Annotated in this window: 13 protein-coding genes; 2 read left to right on the top strand and 11 right to left on the bottom strand. The window is 67.8% G+C overall.

Features of this window, described 5'->3' with window-relative positions:
• Positions 1 to 16: 16 nt before the first annotated feature.
• The gene (locus I6H87_RS00790) at positions 17 to 1,054 is read left to right on the top strand and encodes an RNA-guided endonuclease InsQ/TnpB family protein (protein ID WP_041687675.1); all 1,038 of its coding nucleotides are present in this window, start codon (positions 17 to 19) and stop codon (positions 1,052 to 1,054) included.
• Positions 1,055 to 1,067: 13 nt separating this feature from the next.
• Here I6H87_RS00790 and I6H87_RS00795 read toward each other — a convergent pair whose 3' ends face one another.
• The 10 genes from I6H87_RS00795 to I6H87_RS00840 all read right to left on the bottom strand — a co-directional run bounded on the left by I6H87_RS00795 (position 1,068) and on the right by I6H87_RS00840 (position 11,429).
• Positions 1,068 to 2,015 (bottom strand): branched-chain amino acid ABC transporter permease, encoded by a 948-nt coding sequence (locus I6H87_RS00795; protein ID WP_011614950.1) that lies wholly within the window; start codon positions 2,013 to 2,015, stop codon positions 1,068 to 1,070.
• A 2-nt stretch (positions 2,016 to 2,017) separates the two neighbouring features.
• Complete coding sequence (locus tag I6H87_RS00800) at positions 2,018 to 2,905, bottom strand: branched-chain amino acid ABC transporter permease (RefSeq protein ID WP_010808944.1); 888 nt, start codon at positions 2,903 to 2,905, stop codon at positions 2,018 to 2,020.
• A gap of 29 nt (positions 2,906 to 2,934) precedes the next feature.
• A complete protein-coding gene (locus I6H87_RS00805; protein ID WP_010808945.1) occupies positions 2,935 to 4,089 on the bottom strand; it encodes an ABC transporter substrate-binding protein in 1,155 nt (384 codons plus the stop codon).
• 36 nt (positions 4,090 to 4,125) lie between these two features.
• Positions 4,126 to 5,043 (bottom strand): NAD(P)-dependent oxidoreductase, encoded by a 918-nt coding sequence (locus I6H87_RS00810; RefSeq protein WP_011614949.1) that lies wholly within the window; start codon positions 5,041 to 5,043, stop codon positions 4,126 to 4,128.
• Positions 5,044 to 5,054: 11 nt separating this feature from the next.
• On the bottom strand, positions 5,055 to 6,047 hold the full coding sequence (locus I6H87_RS00815) for a Bug family tripartite tricarboxylate transporter substrate binding protein (protein ID WP_010808947.1): 993 nt from the start codon (positions 6,045 to 6,047) through the stop codon (positions 5,055 to 5,057).
• A 67-nt stretch (positions 6,048 to 6,114) separates the two neighbouring features.
• The gene (leuD, locus tag I6H87_RS00820; RefSeq protein ID WP_011614948.1) at positions 6,115 to 6,753 is read right to left on the bottom strand and encodes a 3-isopropylmalate dehydratase small subunit; all 639 of its coding nucleotides are present in this window, start codon (positions 6,751 to 6,753) and stop codon (positions 6,115 to 6,117) included.
• A 21-nt stretch (positions 6,754 to 6,774) separates the two neighbouring features.
• Positions 6,775 to 8,190 carry a 3-isopropylmalate dehydratase large subunit gene (gene leuC, locus I6H87_RS00825; protein WP_011614947.1) on the bottom strand — a complete coding sequence of 472 codons (1,416 nt, stop codon included), beginning with the start codon at positions 8,188 to 8,190 and terminating at the stop codon, positions 6,775 to 6,777.
• A gap of 37 nt (positions 8,191 to 8,227) precedes the next feature.
• Entirely contained in the window at positions 8,228 to 9,172 is a 945-nt protein-coding gene (locus I6H87_RS00830) for a hydroxymethylglutaryl-CoA lyase (RefSeq protein WP_011614946.1), read from the bottom strand.
• 36 nt (positions 9,173 to 9,208) lie between these two features.
• Complete coding sequence (locus I6H87_RS00835) at positions 9,209 to 10,420, bottom strand: CaiB/BaiF CoA transferase family protein (RefSeq protein ID WP_010808951.1); 1,212 nt, start codon at positions 10,418 to 10,420, stop codon at positions 9,209 to 9,211.
• 121 nt (positions 10,421 to 10,541) lie between these two features.
• Positions 10,542 to 11,429: a LysR family transcriptional regulator gene (locus I6H87_RS00840; protein WP_010808952.1), complete on the bottom strand. Its 888-nt coding sequence runs from the start codon at positions 11,427 to 11,429 to the stop codon at positions 10,542 to 10,544.
• A gap of 83 nt (positions 11,430 to 11,512) precedes the next feature.
• Here I6H87_RS00840 and I6H87_RS00845 point away from each other — a divergent pair, with 83 nt between their 5' ends.
• Positions 11,513 to 12,367, top strand: coding sequence for an IclR family transcriptional regulator domain-containing protein (locus I6H87_RS00845; RefSeq protein ID WP_010808953.1), 855 nt, complete (start codon positions 11,513 to 11,515; stop codon positions 12,365 to 12,367).
• Positions 12,368 to 12,385: 18 nt separating this feature from the next.
• On the opposite strand, the gene I6H87_RS00850 is transcribed toward I6H87_RS00845, so the two are convergent.
• Positions 12,386 to 13,225: a dioxygenase family protein gene (locus tag I6H87_RS00850; protein WP_011614945.1), complete on the bottom strand. Its 840-nt coding sequence runs from the start codon at positions 13,223 to 13,225 to the stop codon at positions 12,386 to 12,388.
• Between the last annotated feature and the right edge of the window lie 13 nt (positions 13,226 to 13,238).

The raw sequence follows: 13,238 nt of genomic DNA on the forward strand, positions 1-13,238 counted from the left end.
AATTAGAATGACCGGCATGCCTCTCGTCTATCGCTACCGGGTGAAGTCGCTGAACGGCCTGCTCAATCAGCAGAGCCGCGCGGTGAACTACGTCTGGAACTTCTGCAATGACACGCAGAAGCACGCGCTCAAATGGGGCAAGAAGTGGCCCACGGGTTTCGATCTGAACGTGCTGACGACCGGCAGCAGCAAGGAACTCCGTATCCATTCCGGCACAATCAACGCGGTTTGCGAGCAGTACGCCAAGTCGCGTAGCCAGCACCGCCGGCCGTGCCTGCGCTATCGCGGCCGCAAGTCGCTCGGTTGGGCACCGCTCAAGGGCCGGGATCTCAAGCGCTCGGGCGACGGATTCCGCTTTGCCGGCGTGTTCAGCTCCCGCCCCCTTCCCGAGGGCAAGATCAAGGACGGCACCAATTTCTCCCGCGATGCGCGAGGCAATTGGTTCCTGAACATCGTGATTGAAGTTGCCGACACCCAGGCCCGGCCCCCGGAACGCGGCGTCGGCATCGATCTTGGCTTGAAGGACCTTGCCACGCTGTCCACCGGCGAAAAGGTCGAGAATCCGCGCCACCTTGGCCGACTCGAGCAAGCGCTGGCCAAGGCGCAGCGTGCGCGCAAGAAACGACAGGCCACGAACCTCGACGCGCGCATCAAAAATGGGCGGCGTGACTTTCTGCACAAGCTCTCGCATCGCATCGTGCGGGACTTCGACTACATCGCGGTGGGGAATGTGAACGCCGCCGGCCTCGCCAAGACCAGCGTGGCGAAGTCCGTCCTCGATGCGGGCTGGTCGTCCTTCCGCACAATGCTCGCGTACAAGGCGATTGTGCATGGCGCGTGGTACGAGGAAGTCGACGAACGTTTCACCACCCAGGTTTGTTCTTCGTGCGACGCGATGCCGCCGGAGAGGCCGAAAGGTATCGCAGACCTTGGAATAAGGCAGTGGGTATGCAGTGGATGCGGTGCTGTACATGATCGCGATGTGAACGCTGCGCTAAATGTCCTTGCCCGATCGGGACATCGATCGCCTGCAGAGGGAAACTCCTCCCTTTAGGGAGGGGAGGATGTCAACTTGCCTCCTTCAGTCCGCGCATGCGCTGCAGCGCACCAGCGATGCCGCCCGTCATCCCGCCGGGCATCAGCGTGACCACCAGCACCAGCACCGCGCCGAACAGCACCTGGTGGAAATCCCCCAGCCCGCTCAGCAGTTCCGGCACGAGCGAGACGAACAGCGCACCAAGGATCACGCCATAGGTGGAGCGGGCACCCGCCACCACCGGCACCAGCAGAAACACGATGGAGCGCTCCACCGTAAAGCTCTGCACGCTGACGAACGACACATAGTGGGCAAACAAGGTCCCGGCCAGCGAGCCCAGCATGGCCGACAGCACGAACATCGAGGTCTTCAGCCGGTGCATGTCCACGCCCAGCACCTGCGCCGCCGGCGCGGCATCGCGCATCGCCCGCATGGCCAGGCCCGGGCGGCCCTTGACCAGGTTGTCGACCAGCCACAGCAGCACCGCGAGCAGCGGCCAGACGAAGTAGTAGTAGCGCTCCGGGGTGTCCAGCACATAGCCGAACCAGGACAGCTTGGGAATGCCGCCGATTCCCAGCGTGCCGCCGGTCAGCCAGTCCCACTCGAAGAACAGCACGTTGGCGATGCTTCCCACCGCCAGCGTCGCCAGCGCCAGGAAGAAGCCGCCCAGGCGCAGCACCGGCACGCCGATGGCCGCAGCCAGCGCGGCGCTGATGGCCAGCCCGGCGGCCGCACCGGCCAACGCCGGCCAGCCCAGCGCCGTGGTGCAGTACGCCGAGGCGTATGCGCCGATGCCGTAGAACGAGGCCTGCGCCAGGTTGACGATGCCGCACTGCCCCAGCAGCAGGCCCACGCCAAGGCCGCCCACGGCCAGGATGGCGGCGAAGTTGAGCAGGTCGACGTGGTGCCGCGACAGCAGCTGCCCGGCCGCCACCCACAGCAACACGCCAGCCAGGATGAACGCGCGTGACGGGTTCATGGTTATCCTCCCTTGCGCCCGGCCCGGCCCAGCACGCCGTTGGGCAGCAGAATCATGATGACGATCAGGATCGACAGCGCGATCACGTCGCGATAGCCAGACGGGAAACCCACCACCGCCAGCGATTCCGCCAGGCCGAGCAGCAGGCCTCCCGCCACGGCCCCGAGCGGATTGCCCAGGCCGCCGAGAATGGCCGCGGCAAAGCCCTTCAGCGTGAGGCCGATGCCCATCTGGTAGTTCATCGACAGCAGCGGCGTGACCAGCACGCCGGCGATCGCGCCGAACCCGCCGCCGAGCAGGAACGTGTACGTGCGCATGCGGCGCACGTTGATGCCGGTGGTGGTGGCGCCATCCGGATCGAGCGAGGCAGCGGTCATGGCCAGGCCCGCCAGGGTCCTGGTGTAGAACAGGCGCAGCGCACCGACCAGCAGCACCGCAATGCCGGTCAGCGCCAGCGCATGCACGGGCGTGGTAGCGCCGAACAGCTCCACCACCCCCTCCCCACCGAGCGCCGGCAGCAGGTGCGAATCCCGGCCGCCGAAGTAGAGCGCCGCGGCCGACAGCGCAAAGGCCAGGCCAATGGTCAGCAGCAGGAAGCTCTCTTCGCCGGCGCCGCGGCGCAGCATCGGCCGCACGAACAGCACGTCGATGGCCAGGCCGCTGACGGCACCGGCGGCAATGCCGCCGGCAATCGCCAACGCATATGGCAGGCCCAGCGCCTTCAGCGCGAACACCGCCACCAGCGCGCCGATCACCGCGAACTCGCCCTGCATCGCATTGACGATACGCGTGCCCTTGAAGATGATGGCCATGCCCACGCCGATCAGCGCGTAGACGAAGCCATTGGTGATCCCGGACAGGATCGCCTGGAATACGAGGGTAGTGGACATACCAGCTCCTTTCCCGCGAGCGTCGCAGGCTATGGTTTGGCCTTGTAGGGCAGCCGCTCGAACCGGCCCTTCTGCAGCTTCGAGTACGTGAAGCCGGCCAGCGTCATGCCGCCCATGTCGGGCGCGGCGAAGTCGTAGCCGCTGGTGACGCCCTGGTAAGGCCGGCGCAACGCGCTGCACAGCTTGTCGCCCGGCGCATCGGCACCGGCCGCCTTCAGGCCCGCGGCCAAGGCCATGACCGCATCCCAGCCCACCGCCGAGAAATGCTTGGGCAGCTTGCCGTACTCCTTGCGGAAGGCCTCGACGAATTCCTTCTGTCCCGGCAGCGGGTCTTCGGACACGATGAACTCGGGATGGATGATGTTGTCCGCGGCCTCGCCCATGGCCTTGACGGTCTCGTAGGTAGCCGTGCCATGCACGGAGATGATGGGAACGCCGACCTTCAGCTGGCGCACGTTGCGGAACGGCGCGGGCGAGGTCGAGATGACGATGATGGCATCCGGCGTGGCCGCCTTGATCTTGGCCGCCTGCGTGGTGACATCGGTGGCGGCGATCTCGAACTTCTCCACCTGTATGAAGCTGACGCCGTACTCGCGATCCAGCGTCTTCAGGCTGGTCCATACCACCTGCCCATAGCCCGAGTCATGCAGCACGCCGACGCGCTTCAGGCCGTTGTCGCGCGCATAGGCCAGCACGGCACGCGCGTTGAGCTCCTGCGACGGCGTCAGGTGGAACACGCAATGGCGTTCGCGCTCCACCGCGGGCCCCAGTCCCGAGAACGAGAACAGTGGCACCTTCTGCGCCTGTGTGATGCCGCCGATGGCAACCGTCTGGGCAATGCCCGATGGCCCGACGATGGCGCGAACCTTGTGCGTATGGAGCAGCGCGTTCGCCTTGGCGACGGCGGAATCCGGGCTGGAGCCGTCGTCTTCGACAATCATTTCCAGCGGCCGCCCGCCAATACCCCCACGGGCATTGACGACCTTCTGCGCCAGCAGCGCGCCTTCGCGCTCGGCCTGGCCCACGGCGGCAAGGCCGCCGGTGATCGAGAACAGGCCGCCGATGCGGACCGGTTCGGCGCCGGGCTTGCCCTGGGCCAGCACCGGCGGCATCGCCAGGACCAGGGCAAGCCCGGCGGCGGCAAACAAGGCGCGTGGCGCCCGGGTGATCGGGTTGTGGTTCATGTCTCCGTCCTTGTTGTAGGTATCGGGTTGGCCCGATTACACTGCGCCGGGCACGCCTGCCCACTCGAGCACATCGGCCAGCGCGGCGATGTCGAGATGGCCCTGCCGGCGCTGCTGCATCAGCGCCAGGTATTGCCGCACCAGCGACGACATCGGCAGCGCGACCGCGTTGTCGCGGGCCACCGCCAATGCCAGGTCGAGGTCCTTCACCACCAGCGAGATCGGGCCGACGGCGGCGTAGTCGCGCTGCTTGAGCTGCTCTGCCTTGGTGCGGTAGTGGGCGCTGCCGACGATGCTGTCGTTGATCGCATCGACCATCAGCGCGCGGTTCAGCCCGGCGCGCGCGCCGAAGGCCAGCCCTTCGCCGATCACCGCGGTGCTCATGAACACCATCATGTTGATCATCAGCTTGATGACGCGGGCCTCGTCCGCGCCGCCCACGTATGACTGGCGCGCGGTCAGGCACGCGAGGACGGGCTGCACCGCGTCGAAGGCCGGCCGCGGCCCGGATACGAAACAGCTCAGCTGCGCGCTCGCCGCCAGCGATACCGTACCCGACACCGGCGCGCGCAGAAAAGCGGCGCCGCGCCGCGCGAGCGCGGCAGCCACCTCTGCCGAGGCATCGGGCGAGACCGTGCTCATGTCGACAAAGACCTTGTCCGCCGTCGCGGCGCCGGCAACGCCGCCGGAGGCCAGGAACAGGTCGCGCAGCCCGCCATCGTCAAAGATCGTTGAGAACACCACATCCGAGTCCGCCACCAGTGCCTGCGCGGCAGGCGCCACTGCCGCCCCTGCGGCGGCCACCGCCTCGCACTGCGCCGGCACGCGGTCAAAGACCGTGAGCCGGTAGCCGGCTTTCAGCAGGTTCAGGCACATCGGTCGGCCCATGGCACCAACGCCGATCCATCCAAGCCGCGGTGATTGCACCGCGTGCGCGTTGCTTGTGTTGATCATGGCCCGCCCCCCTACTCGACCCTGACGCCGGACAGCTCGACCAGCTTGCGCGTCTGGCGCGTCTGCGTCTCGATGTACTGCGAGAACTGCGCCGGGCTCAGCTTCATCGGCACCATCCCCTGCGCGGCGAAGTGCTTCTCGACGAAGTCCTTGTCGTCCAGGATCTCGCGGATGGTGGCGTTCAGCTTGTCGACCACCGCGCGCGGCACCTTGGCCGGGGCCAGCACGCCGTAGACGGCCGAGATGTCCATGTCCTTGTAGCCGGCCTCGGCAAAGGTGGGCACCTGCGGCAGCGCGCGCGTGCGCTTGTCGCCGCTGACGGCGAGCACCTTGAGTTTCTTTGCCGCAACAAAGCTCTGGATCGTCGGCAGCGCCGGGAAGGTCATCAGGATCTGGCCGCCGACGACGTCTGCCACCGCCGGCGCCGAGCCCTTGTACGGCACGTGGACCAGGTCGGTGCCGGCCAGCTTGTTGAACAGCGCGCCCATCAGGTGCGGCTGGCTGCCGCTGCCGAACGAGCCGTAGCTGAGGGCTTGCGGACGGCCCTTGGCATATGCGGCCAGGTCCTTGACGCTGTCCACCGGCAGGCTGCCCGAGACGGCCATGACGAGCGGCACGTAGCCGATCGTCGCCACCGGGGCAAAGTCGCGCGCGACGTTGTACGACACCGACGGCAGCACCACCGGGTTGAGCACGAAGGTGGCATCGTTGGTCAGCAGCAGCGTGTAGCCGTCGGGCTGCGCCTTGGCCACCGCGTCGGCGCCGATCACGGTATTGGCGCCGCTCTTGTTTTCCACCACCACCGGCTGGCCCAGCTTCTCGGACATGCGCTGCGCCAGTTGCCTGGCGATGATGTCGGTGGTTCCGCCCGGTGCGTAAGGCACCACCATGCGGATCGGCTGCGCGGGATAGGTCTGCGCCAGTGCGGCGCCCGTGCCTGCCAGGCAGGCCAGGCCGAAGGCTGCGGCACGCAGCGCGTGGGTCGTATGAAATTGCCAGGACATAGGGTCTCCATCCATTGTCTGTGTCGACGGTGCCGGCTCGGACGGCCGGCTGCCGTCAGGGGATCATTCAGTCAAAGAGCCAGGGCTCCAATTGCCGCCGCGCCTGCTCGTAATCCCGGATCTGCCCGGCATGGCGCAGCGCCAGCGCGATATCGTCCAGGCCGTTCAGCAGGCAGTGCTGCTTGAACGGATCCAGCGTGAAGGCAATGGCCTCGCCCGACGGCGTCACCACCTGCAGCGCGGCCAGGTCCACCTGCAGCCGGTAGCCCGGCGTGGCCGCGGTCTCGGCGAACAGGCGCTCGACCACGTCCGGCGCCGCCACGATCGGCAGCAGGCCGTTCTTCAGGCAGTTGTTGTAGAAGATATCGGCAAAGCTGGGCGCGATCAGCGCGCGCAGGCCGAAGTCCTCCAGCGCCCACGGCGCATGCTCGCGCGATGAGCCGCAACCGAAGTTCTCGCGCGCCAGCAGGATCGAGGCGCCGCGGTAGCGCGGCTGGTTCAGCACGAAATCCGGGTTGAGGGGCCGGCTGCTGCAGTCCTGTCCGGGCTCGCCGTGGTCCAGGTAGCGCCAGTCGTCGAACAGGTAGGGGCCGAAGCCGCTGCGCCGGATCGACTTCAGGAACTGCTTGGGCAGGATGGCGTCGGTATCGACATTGGCTCGGTCCAGCGGCGCCACCAGGCCGTCCAGCGTAGTAAAGGCTCTCATTGCTCGGTTTCCTCCGGTGGTCTACAGCGAGCGCACATCGATGAAGTGGCCCGCCACCGCGGCCGCGGCCGCCATCTGCGGGCTGACCAGGTGGGTACGCCCGCCCGGCCCCTGCCTGCCTTCGAAGTTGCGGTTGGAAGTGGAAGCGCAGCGTTCGCCGGCCGCCAGGCGGTCATCGTTCATGCCCAGGCACATCGAGCAGCCCGGTTCGCGCCATTCGAAGCCGGCGGCGATGAACACCTGGTCCAGCCCCTCGGCCTCGGCCTGCGACTTGACCAGCCCGGAGCCCGGTACCGCCAGCGCCTGCCTGATGCGCGGCGAGACATGGCGCCCGCGCAGCACCGCCGCCGCGGCGCGCAGGTCTTCCAGGCGCGCATTGGTGCATGAGCCGATGAATACCTTGTCCAGCGCGACCGCCTCGATCGGCGTATTCGGCAGCAGGCCCATGTAGTCCAGCGCCTGCTCGATGCTCTTGCGCCGCACCGGGTCGCGCTCGTCGCGCGGATCGGGAATGCGCTCGCCGACGGCCACCACCATTTCCGGCGAGGTGCCCCAGGTCACGTGCGGGCGGATCGCGGTGGCATCCAGCTCCACCACGGCATCGAAGGCGGCGCCCGGATCGCTGCGCAGCGTGCGCCAGTAGCCGGTGGCGGCGTCCCACATCGCACCGGCCGGTGCTTGCGGGCGGCCGTCCAGGTAGGCCAGCGTGGTTTCATCCACCGCCACCATGCCGGCGCGCGCGCCCGCTTCGATCGCCATGTTGCACACGGTCATGCGCGCCTCCATGCTGAGGCCGCGGATCGTGCTGCCGGCAAACTCGATCACGTGGCCGGTGGCGCCGGCAGTGCCGATACGGCCGATCAGCGCCAGCGCGATATCCTTGGCGGACACGCCACGGGGCAGCTCGCCGTCCACCCGCACCTGCATCGACCTGGGCTTCTTCATCCACAGGCATTGCGCGGCCAGCACCTGCTCCACTTCGGAAGTGCCGATGCCGAACGCAAACGCTGCGAACGCGCCGTGTGTTGACGTGTGCGAGTCGCCGCAGGCAATGCTCATGCCGGGCAAGGTGGCGCCGCGCTCCGGACCGACCACGTGCAGGATGCCCTGGCGCGGATCGTCCATGCCGAAATTGACGATGCCGGTGTCTGCGCAGTTCTGGTCCAGGGCCTCGACCTGCGCGCGGCTGACGGGATCGGCAATGCCCAGCTTGCGCGCGGTGGTCGGCACGTTGTGGTCGGCCGTTGCCAGCACGGAAGCGGCGCGCCACACCTTGCGCGCGTTCAGGCGCAGGCCTTCGAAGGCCTGCGGGCTGGTCACCTCGTTGACCAGGTGGCGGTCGATATAGATCAGCGCGGGTCCGTCCGGCTCCTGGTGGATCACGTGGCTGGCCCAGAGCTTGTCGAGCAGGCTCGCCGGGCGGTCGGGTTCGGTCATGGGGGTCTCTCCTTGTATTTCTCGTGGCGGACGCGGGTTACCTTGCGCCCACCCACTCAGGCACCGGATGCAGCTCGGTGGTCTTGCCGGCCTTGACCACCTGCCCGGAAATATCGTGTCCGACCAGCGCCGGCAGCTCGCGCGCCGCGCCGAGCAGCCGGTCCAGGTCGACACCGGTGTCGATGCCGGAAGACTCCAGCATGTGCACCAGGTCTTCCGTGCAGATGTTGCCGGTCGCGCCCGGCGCAAAGGGGCAGCCGCCCAGCCCGCCCAGCGACGCATCGAAACTGTCCACGCCCGCCGCCAGGCCGGCCAGCACATTGGCCAGGCCCATGCCGCGCGTGTTGTGGAAATGCAGGGTCAGCGGCACGCCCGGGAACCAGCGCAGGAACGCCTCGACCAGCTTGCTCACCTGGCGCGGGTCGGCCATGCCGGTGGTATCGGCCAGCGTGATGCTGTCCATGCCCAGGTCCAGGTAGCGGCCCGCGGCCCACTTCACCCGTTCCGGCGCGATCTCGCCTTCGAACGGGCAGCCGAACGCGGTCGCCACGCAGCCGCTGACGGCCAGCTCGGCCGACTGCGCCAGCTGCATCACGCCGCGGAACTGCTCCAGCGACTGGTCGCAGGTCATGCGCATGTTGGCCAGGTTGTGCGTCTCGCTGGCGGACATCACCAGGTTGATCTCGTCGAGGTCGCACTCCAGTGCGCGCTCGCAGCCGCGCGCATTGGGCACCAGCGCGGTGTAGACCACGTCCCGTTGGCGGCGGATGCCTTTCGCGACCGCCCCTGCATCGCGCAGGTTCGGGATCGCCTTGGGCGAGACAAACGAGGTGATCTCGATCCTGGCCAGGCCGGTTTCCGAGAGGCGGTCGATCAGCGCGATCTTCTGTTCGGTGGGGACGAATTCCGGCTCGATCTGGAAGCCGTCGCGCACGGACACTTCATTGATGCGCACGCGCCGGGGGGCGTTAGGAAGCCACATGGTTCTTTCCTTTCTTTCCTTTTCGTTGGGGCGGGCTCAGACCACGCCGGCGGCGCGCAGCGCGCGCAGCTCGTCGCCGGCAATACCGATGCCCGCCAGGATCTCTTCGGTGTGCTGGCCCAGTTCGGGGCCGATCCACCTGGTGCGCCCCGGGGTCCCGCTGAGCTTGGGCACGATGCCGGACAGCTCCACCGGCGAGCCATCCGGCAACTGGTGCGGCTCGATCATGTCGCGCGCGCGGTAGTGCGCGTCGCTGCTGATCTCCGCCGCGGTGTAGATCTTTCCGCAGGGCACGGCCGCGGCTTCCAGCGTTGCCAGCACTGTGTCGAGGTCATGCGCGGAGGTCCACGCGGTGATGGCGTCGTCGAGCATGGCGTTGTGCTGCACGCGCCCGTCGTTGTGCGCCAGGCGCGGGTCCTGGCCCAGGTCGTCGCGGCCGATGGCGGCCATGAAGCGCCGGAAGATGGCGTCGCCGTTGCCGGCAATGATCACGTACTGGCCGTCCTGGCACGGATACGTATTCGACGGCGAGATGCCCGGCAGGCTGGCGCCCGAACGCTCGCGCACATGGCCGAACTTGGCGTACTCCGGCACCAGGCTCTCCATCACGGCAAAGACCGACTCATAGAGCGCCACGTCGACAAACTGCCCTTCGCCCTGGTTGGCGCGCAGGTGGTGCATGGCCAGCAAGGCGCCGATGACGCCATACAGCGATGCCAGCGTGTCGCCGATGCTCACGCCCGAGCGCACCGGCGGCCGGTCGGGATAGCCGCTGACATAGCGCAGCCCGCCCATCGATTCCGCAATCGCGGCAAAGCCGGGGCGGTCCTTGTAGGGTCCGGTCTGGCCGTAGCCGGAGATGCGCACCATGACCAGCGCGGGGTTCACCTTGCGCAGGTCCTCCCAGCCCAGGCCCCATTTCTCGAGCGTGCCGGGGCGGAAGTTCTCGATCACGATATCGGCTTCGGTGACCAGCTTGCGCACGATCTCCTGGCCCTGCGCCGAACGCAGGTCCAGCGTCAGCGACTTCTTGTTGCGGCTCTGGCTATACCACCAGAGCGAGGTGCCTTCATACAGCTTGCGCCACTTGCGCAGCGGGTCGCCGTCCTTGGGCGATTCGATCTTCAGCACTTCGGCGCCGAACTGCGCGAGCAGTCCGCCCGCATACGGGCCTGCGATCAGCGAGCCGAGTTCGATCACGCGGACGCCCTGCAGCGGCATCGTTCCGTTGTTCGCTTCGTTAGCCATGGCGGTTTGCTGCTCCTGTGGATACGGTGGTCTGTGATGCAAGATTGGAAGAACCCGCGCGCGCGGTAAAGCAACCATTGGCGAGCCCGCCATCGCGAAAAACGATGGCAGCGCTGGCGCGCTATTCATCCTCGCGCAGCCGGTCCACCAGCAGCCGCGCCACCGCGGACAGGCCCTCATACGCACGCACGCCGATCACCAGCTGGCGCGCGGCCCACGCTTCATCGAGCGCGACGGTGCGGATGCCAAGGGTCTGCTGGTAAGGCCCGGCACTGGACCTGGGCAGGATTCCCAGGCCCAGTCCCGCCTGCACCATCAGGCACAGCGCGTCGTAGCCGGGCACGTGGATGCGCGGCTTGAACACGCGGCCGGCCTCGCTGGCAGCCTTGGCCAGCTGCAGGTGGATCTGGCTGCCTGCGTGCAGGCTGACGAAGTCGTAGTCGAAGGCCTCGCGGATGGTCACCGAGTGCCGCCCGGCCAGCGGATGCGCGCCGGGCACCACCACGACCAGTTCGTCGCGCCGGTAGGGGAACGTCTCCAGCTCCGCACCCACCGCGCCCGCGGTGAAGATGCCGATGTCCGCGGCGTTCTCGGCCACCGCGCGCACGATGGCGGTGCTGACGCGCTCTTCCAGGTGCACGTCGATCAGCGGGTACTCGGCCAGGAACGACTTGAGCTGCGCCGGCAGGAACTGCGTGATGGCCGAGATATTGGCCATCACCCTCACCTGCCCGCGCAAGCCGCCGCCGTAGTCGCGCATGCGCACCAGGATGTCATCGAGGTTGTGCAGCACGCCGCGCGCCAGGTGCGCCAGCTCCATCCCGGCCATGGTCGGCTGCACGCCCTTGTTGCTGCGCATCAGCAAGGCGGTGCCCAGCCCCTGCTCCAGTTCGCTCACGCGCTTGCTGACCGCGGCCGCGGCAAGGTGCGCGTGCTCCGCCGCCGCGGCGATGGAGCCGGTTTCGGCCACGGCGACAAACAGGCGCAGCGAAGTGGGGTCGAGTCTCATGATGCGATGTCTCCCGGATCCGGTGGCCTGCGATGGCCCCGGCCCTTGTGTTGCATGCGGTCCGTTGCGGCTAAAATACGGCCATGACCTCCGCCGCCAAACCGTCCGCCCCCGTCGACAACGACGCTCCGCCGAAGCTCGAGGAAGGCCACCGCGACTACGTCGCGGCGCTGGCGCGGGGCCTGGCGGTGATCCAGGCCTTTACCGAGACCACGCCGGAACTGACGCTGAGCGAAGTGGCGCAGGCCACCGGCATGACGCCCGCGACCGCGCGCCGCGCGCTGCTGACGCTGCAGGCGCTGGGCTATATCGGCGCCAACGGCCGCCGCTTCGTGCTGCTGCCCAAGGTGCTGTCGCTGGGCGCCGCCTTCCTCAGCTCGATGAACCTGCGCGACATCGTGCAGCCGTTCCTGCAGGAGGTGGCCGAGCGCTTCCGCGATTCGGTCTCGCTTGCCATCCTCGACGGCGACAGCGTGGTCTACCTGGCGCATGTGCCCAGCCGCCGGCGCATCGCCTTCCGGGCTTCGGTGGGTTACCGGCTGCCGGTCCATTGCACCTCCCTTGGCCTGGCCTTGCTGGCGCACGCGCCCAAGGCCCAGCAGAACAAGATCCTCGACAAGGCGCCATTCCAGAAATTCACCCCGCTGACACTCAGCGATGCCGACGCGCTGCGCGCGGCGCTGGCACGCGCGCTCGAGCAGGGCTATGCCATCCAGGACAGCCAGCTGGAGCTGGGCGTGCTGTCGATCGCCGTGCCGGTGCGTGACCCGCAACAGCGCGTGATCGCCGCCATCAACTGCTCCACCGAAACCGAGCGCACCAGCCCGGACGAACTGGTCGCCACCCGGCTGCCGGCGCTGCGCGAAGCCGCCGCGTCGATCGAGGCGGCGATCCGGCGCGCACCGGCGCTGGCGCACTCCATTACCGCCGCCTCCTGAGCGGCCTCGCGCGCCGGCTTACTGCGCCGTTTCAGGCTGCAGCACGATATCCAGGTTGACCAGCTGGTAGCCGTCGCGCTCCGGGTGCGGCAGCGCGTCGACGATGTGGTCGTCGATGGTTGAGAAGATGCAGTCGACCGGATTGGCCGGATCACCGGCGAAATACAGCTGCGACGTCAGGTTCCGGTAGCCTGGCTGCATCACCCGGTAGTGGATGTGCGGCGCGCGCTGCCGGTTGCGGCCCAGCCGCTTCATCAGCACGCCCACTTCGGTATCCTCGCGGCCGATGATGTAGCCACCCGGGCGGATGGTGAACACCTGGAAGCTGCCATCGGCCTCGCAACGCAGCTTGCCGCGCAGGTTGTCTTCCGACTGCGAGTCATCTTCGTTCTCATAGCGGCCGAACTGGTTGGGCTGCCATACGATCATCATCGCGCCCGGTACCGGCTTGCCGGTGGCGGCATCCAGCACGCGGCCGCGCACCTCCAGCCGCTGGCCAGGCTCGTCGTCGGTGGCGATATGGCATGGGTTGGAGCCTTCGGCGATCTCGTCCTTGGGGAACGGACCGGTCACGTTCTGCGGCGTGGCGTGGTCATCGGTGCGTGCCAGGTCCAGCGCGCGCATGGTCAGGCCCATCATGTCGCACAGCATGATCAGTTCATCCTGCTGGGCCACCTTGCCTATCCAGGTGGCGATCCGGTAGAGCTGCCGGTCGGTCAGCTTCAGTTCGTCCAGCATGGCGTGGAAGTGCTTCAGCGCCACGCGGAACTGCGCCTGCAGGACCGGGTCCGCGCCGGGCGCATCGCTGCACATGGCATCGAAGGCGCGTTGCAGGGTGTAGTTGTCGGGGTTGTTCATCGCTGTCTCCGGT

Source organism: Cupriavidus necator (assembly GCF_016127575.1).
GTDB lineage: Bacteria > Pseudomonadota > Gammaproteobacteria > Burkholderiales > Burkholderiaceae > Cupriavidus > Cupriavidus necator_D.

Bases quoted from the DNA above. Each gene is read 5' to 3' on its own strand.
- I6H87_RS00790 (WP_041687675.1), top strand. From the start codon at position 17: ATGCCTCTCGTCTATCGCTACCGGGTGAAGTCGCTGAACGGCCTGCTC.
- I6H87_RS00795 (WP_011614950.1), bottom strand. From the start codon at position 2,015: ATGAACCCGTCACGCGCGTTCATCCTGGCTGGCGTGTTGCTGTGGGTG.
- I6H87_RS00800 (WP_010808944.1), bottom strand. From the start codon at position 2,905: ATGTCCACTACCCTCGTATTCCAGGCGATCCTGTCCGGGATCACCAAT.
- I6H87_RS00805 (WP_010808945.1), bottom strand. From the start codon at position 4,089: ATGAACCACAACCCGATCACCCGGGCGCCACGCGCCTTGTTTGCCGCC.
- I6H87_RS00810 (WP_011614949.1), bottom strand. From the start codon at position 5,043: ATGATCAACACAAGCAACGCGCACGCGGTGCAATCACCGCGGCTTGGA.
- I6H87_RS00815 (WP_010808947.1), bottom strand. From the start codon at position 6,047: ATGTCCTGGCAATTTCATACGACCCACGCGCTGCGTGCCGCAGCCTTC.
- leuD (WP_011614948.1), bottom strand. From the start codon at position 6,753: ATGAGAGCCTTTACTACGCTGGACGGCCTGGTGGCGCCGCTGGACCGA.
- leuC (WP_011614947.1), bottom strand. From the start codon at position 8,190: ATGACCGAACCCGACCGCCCGGCGAGCCTGCTCGACAAGCTCTGGGCC.
- I6H87_RS00830 (WP_011614946.1), bottom strand. From the start codon at position 9,172: ATGTGGCTTCCTAACGCCCCCCGGCGCGTGCGCATCAATGAAGTGTCC.
- I6H87_RS00835 (WP_010808951.1), bottom strand. From the start codon at position 10,420: ATGGCTAACGAAGCGAACAACGGAACGATGCCGCTGCAGGGCGTCCGC.
- I6H87_RS00840 (WP_010808952.1), bottom strand. From the start codon at position 11,429: ATGAGACTCGACCCCACTTCGCTGCGCCTGTTTGTCGCCGTGGCCGAA.
- I6H87_RS00845 (WP_010808953.1), top strand. From the start codon at position 11,513: ATGACCTCCGCCGCCAAACCGTCCGCCCCCGTCGACAACGACGCTCCG.
- I6H87_RS00850 (WP_011614945.1), bottom strand. From the start codon at position 13,225: ATGAACAACCCCGACAACTACACCCTGCAACGCGCCTTCGATGCCATG.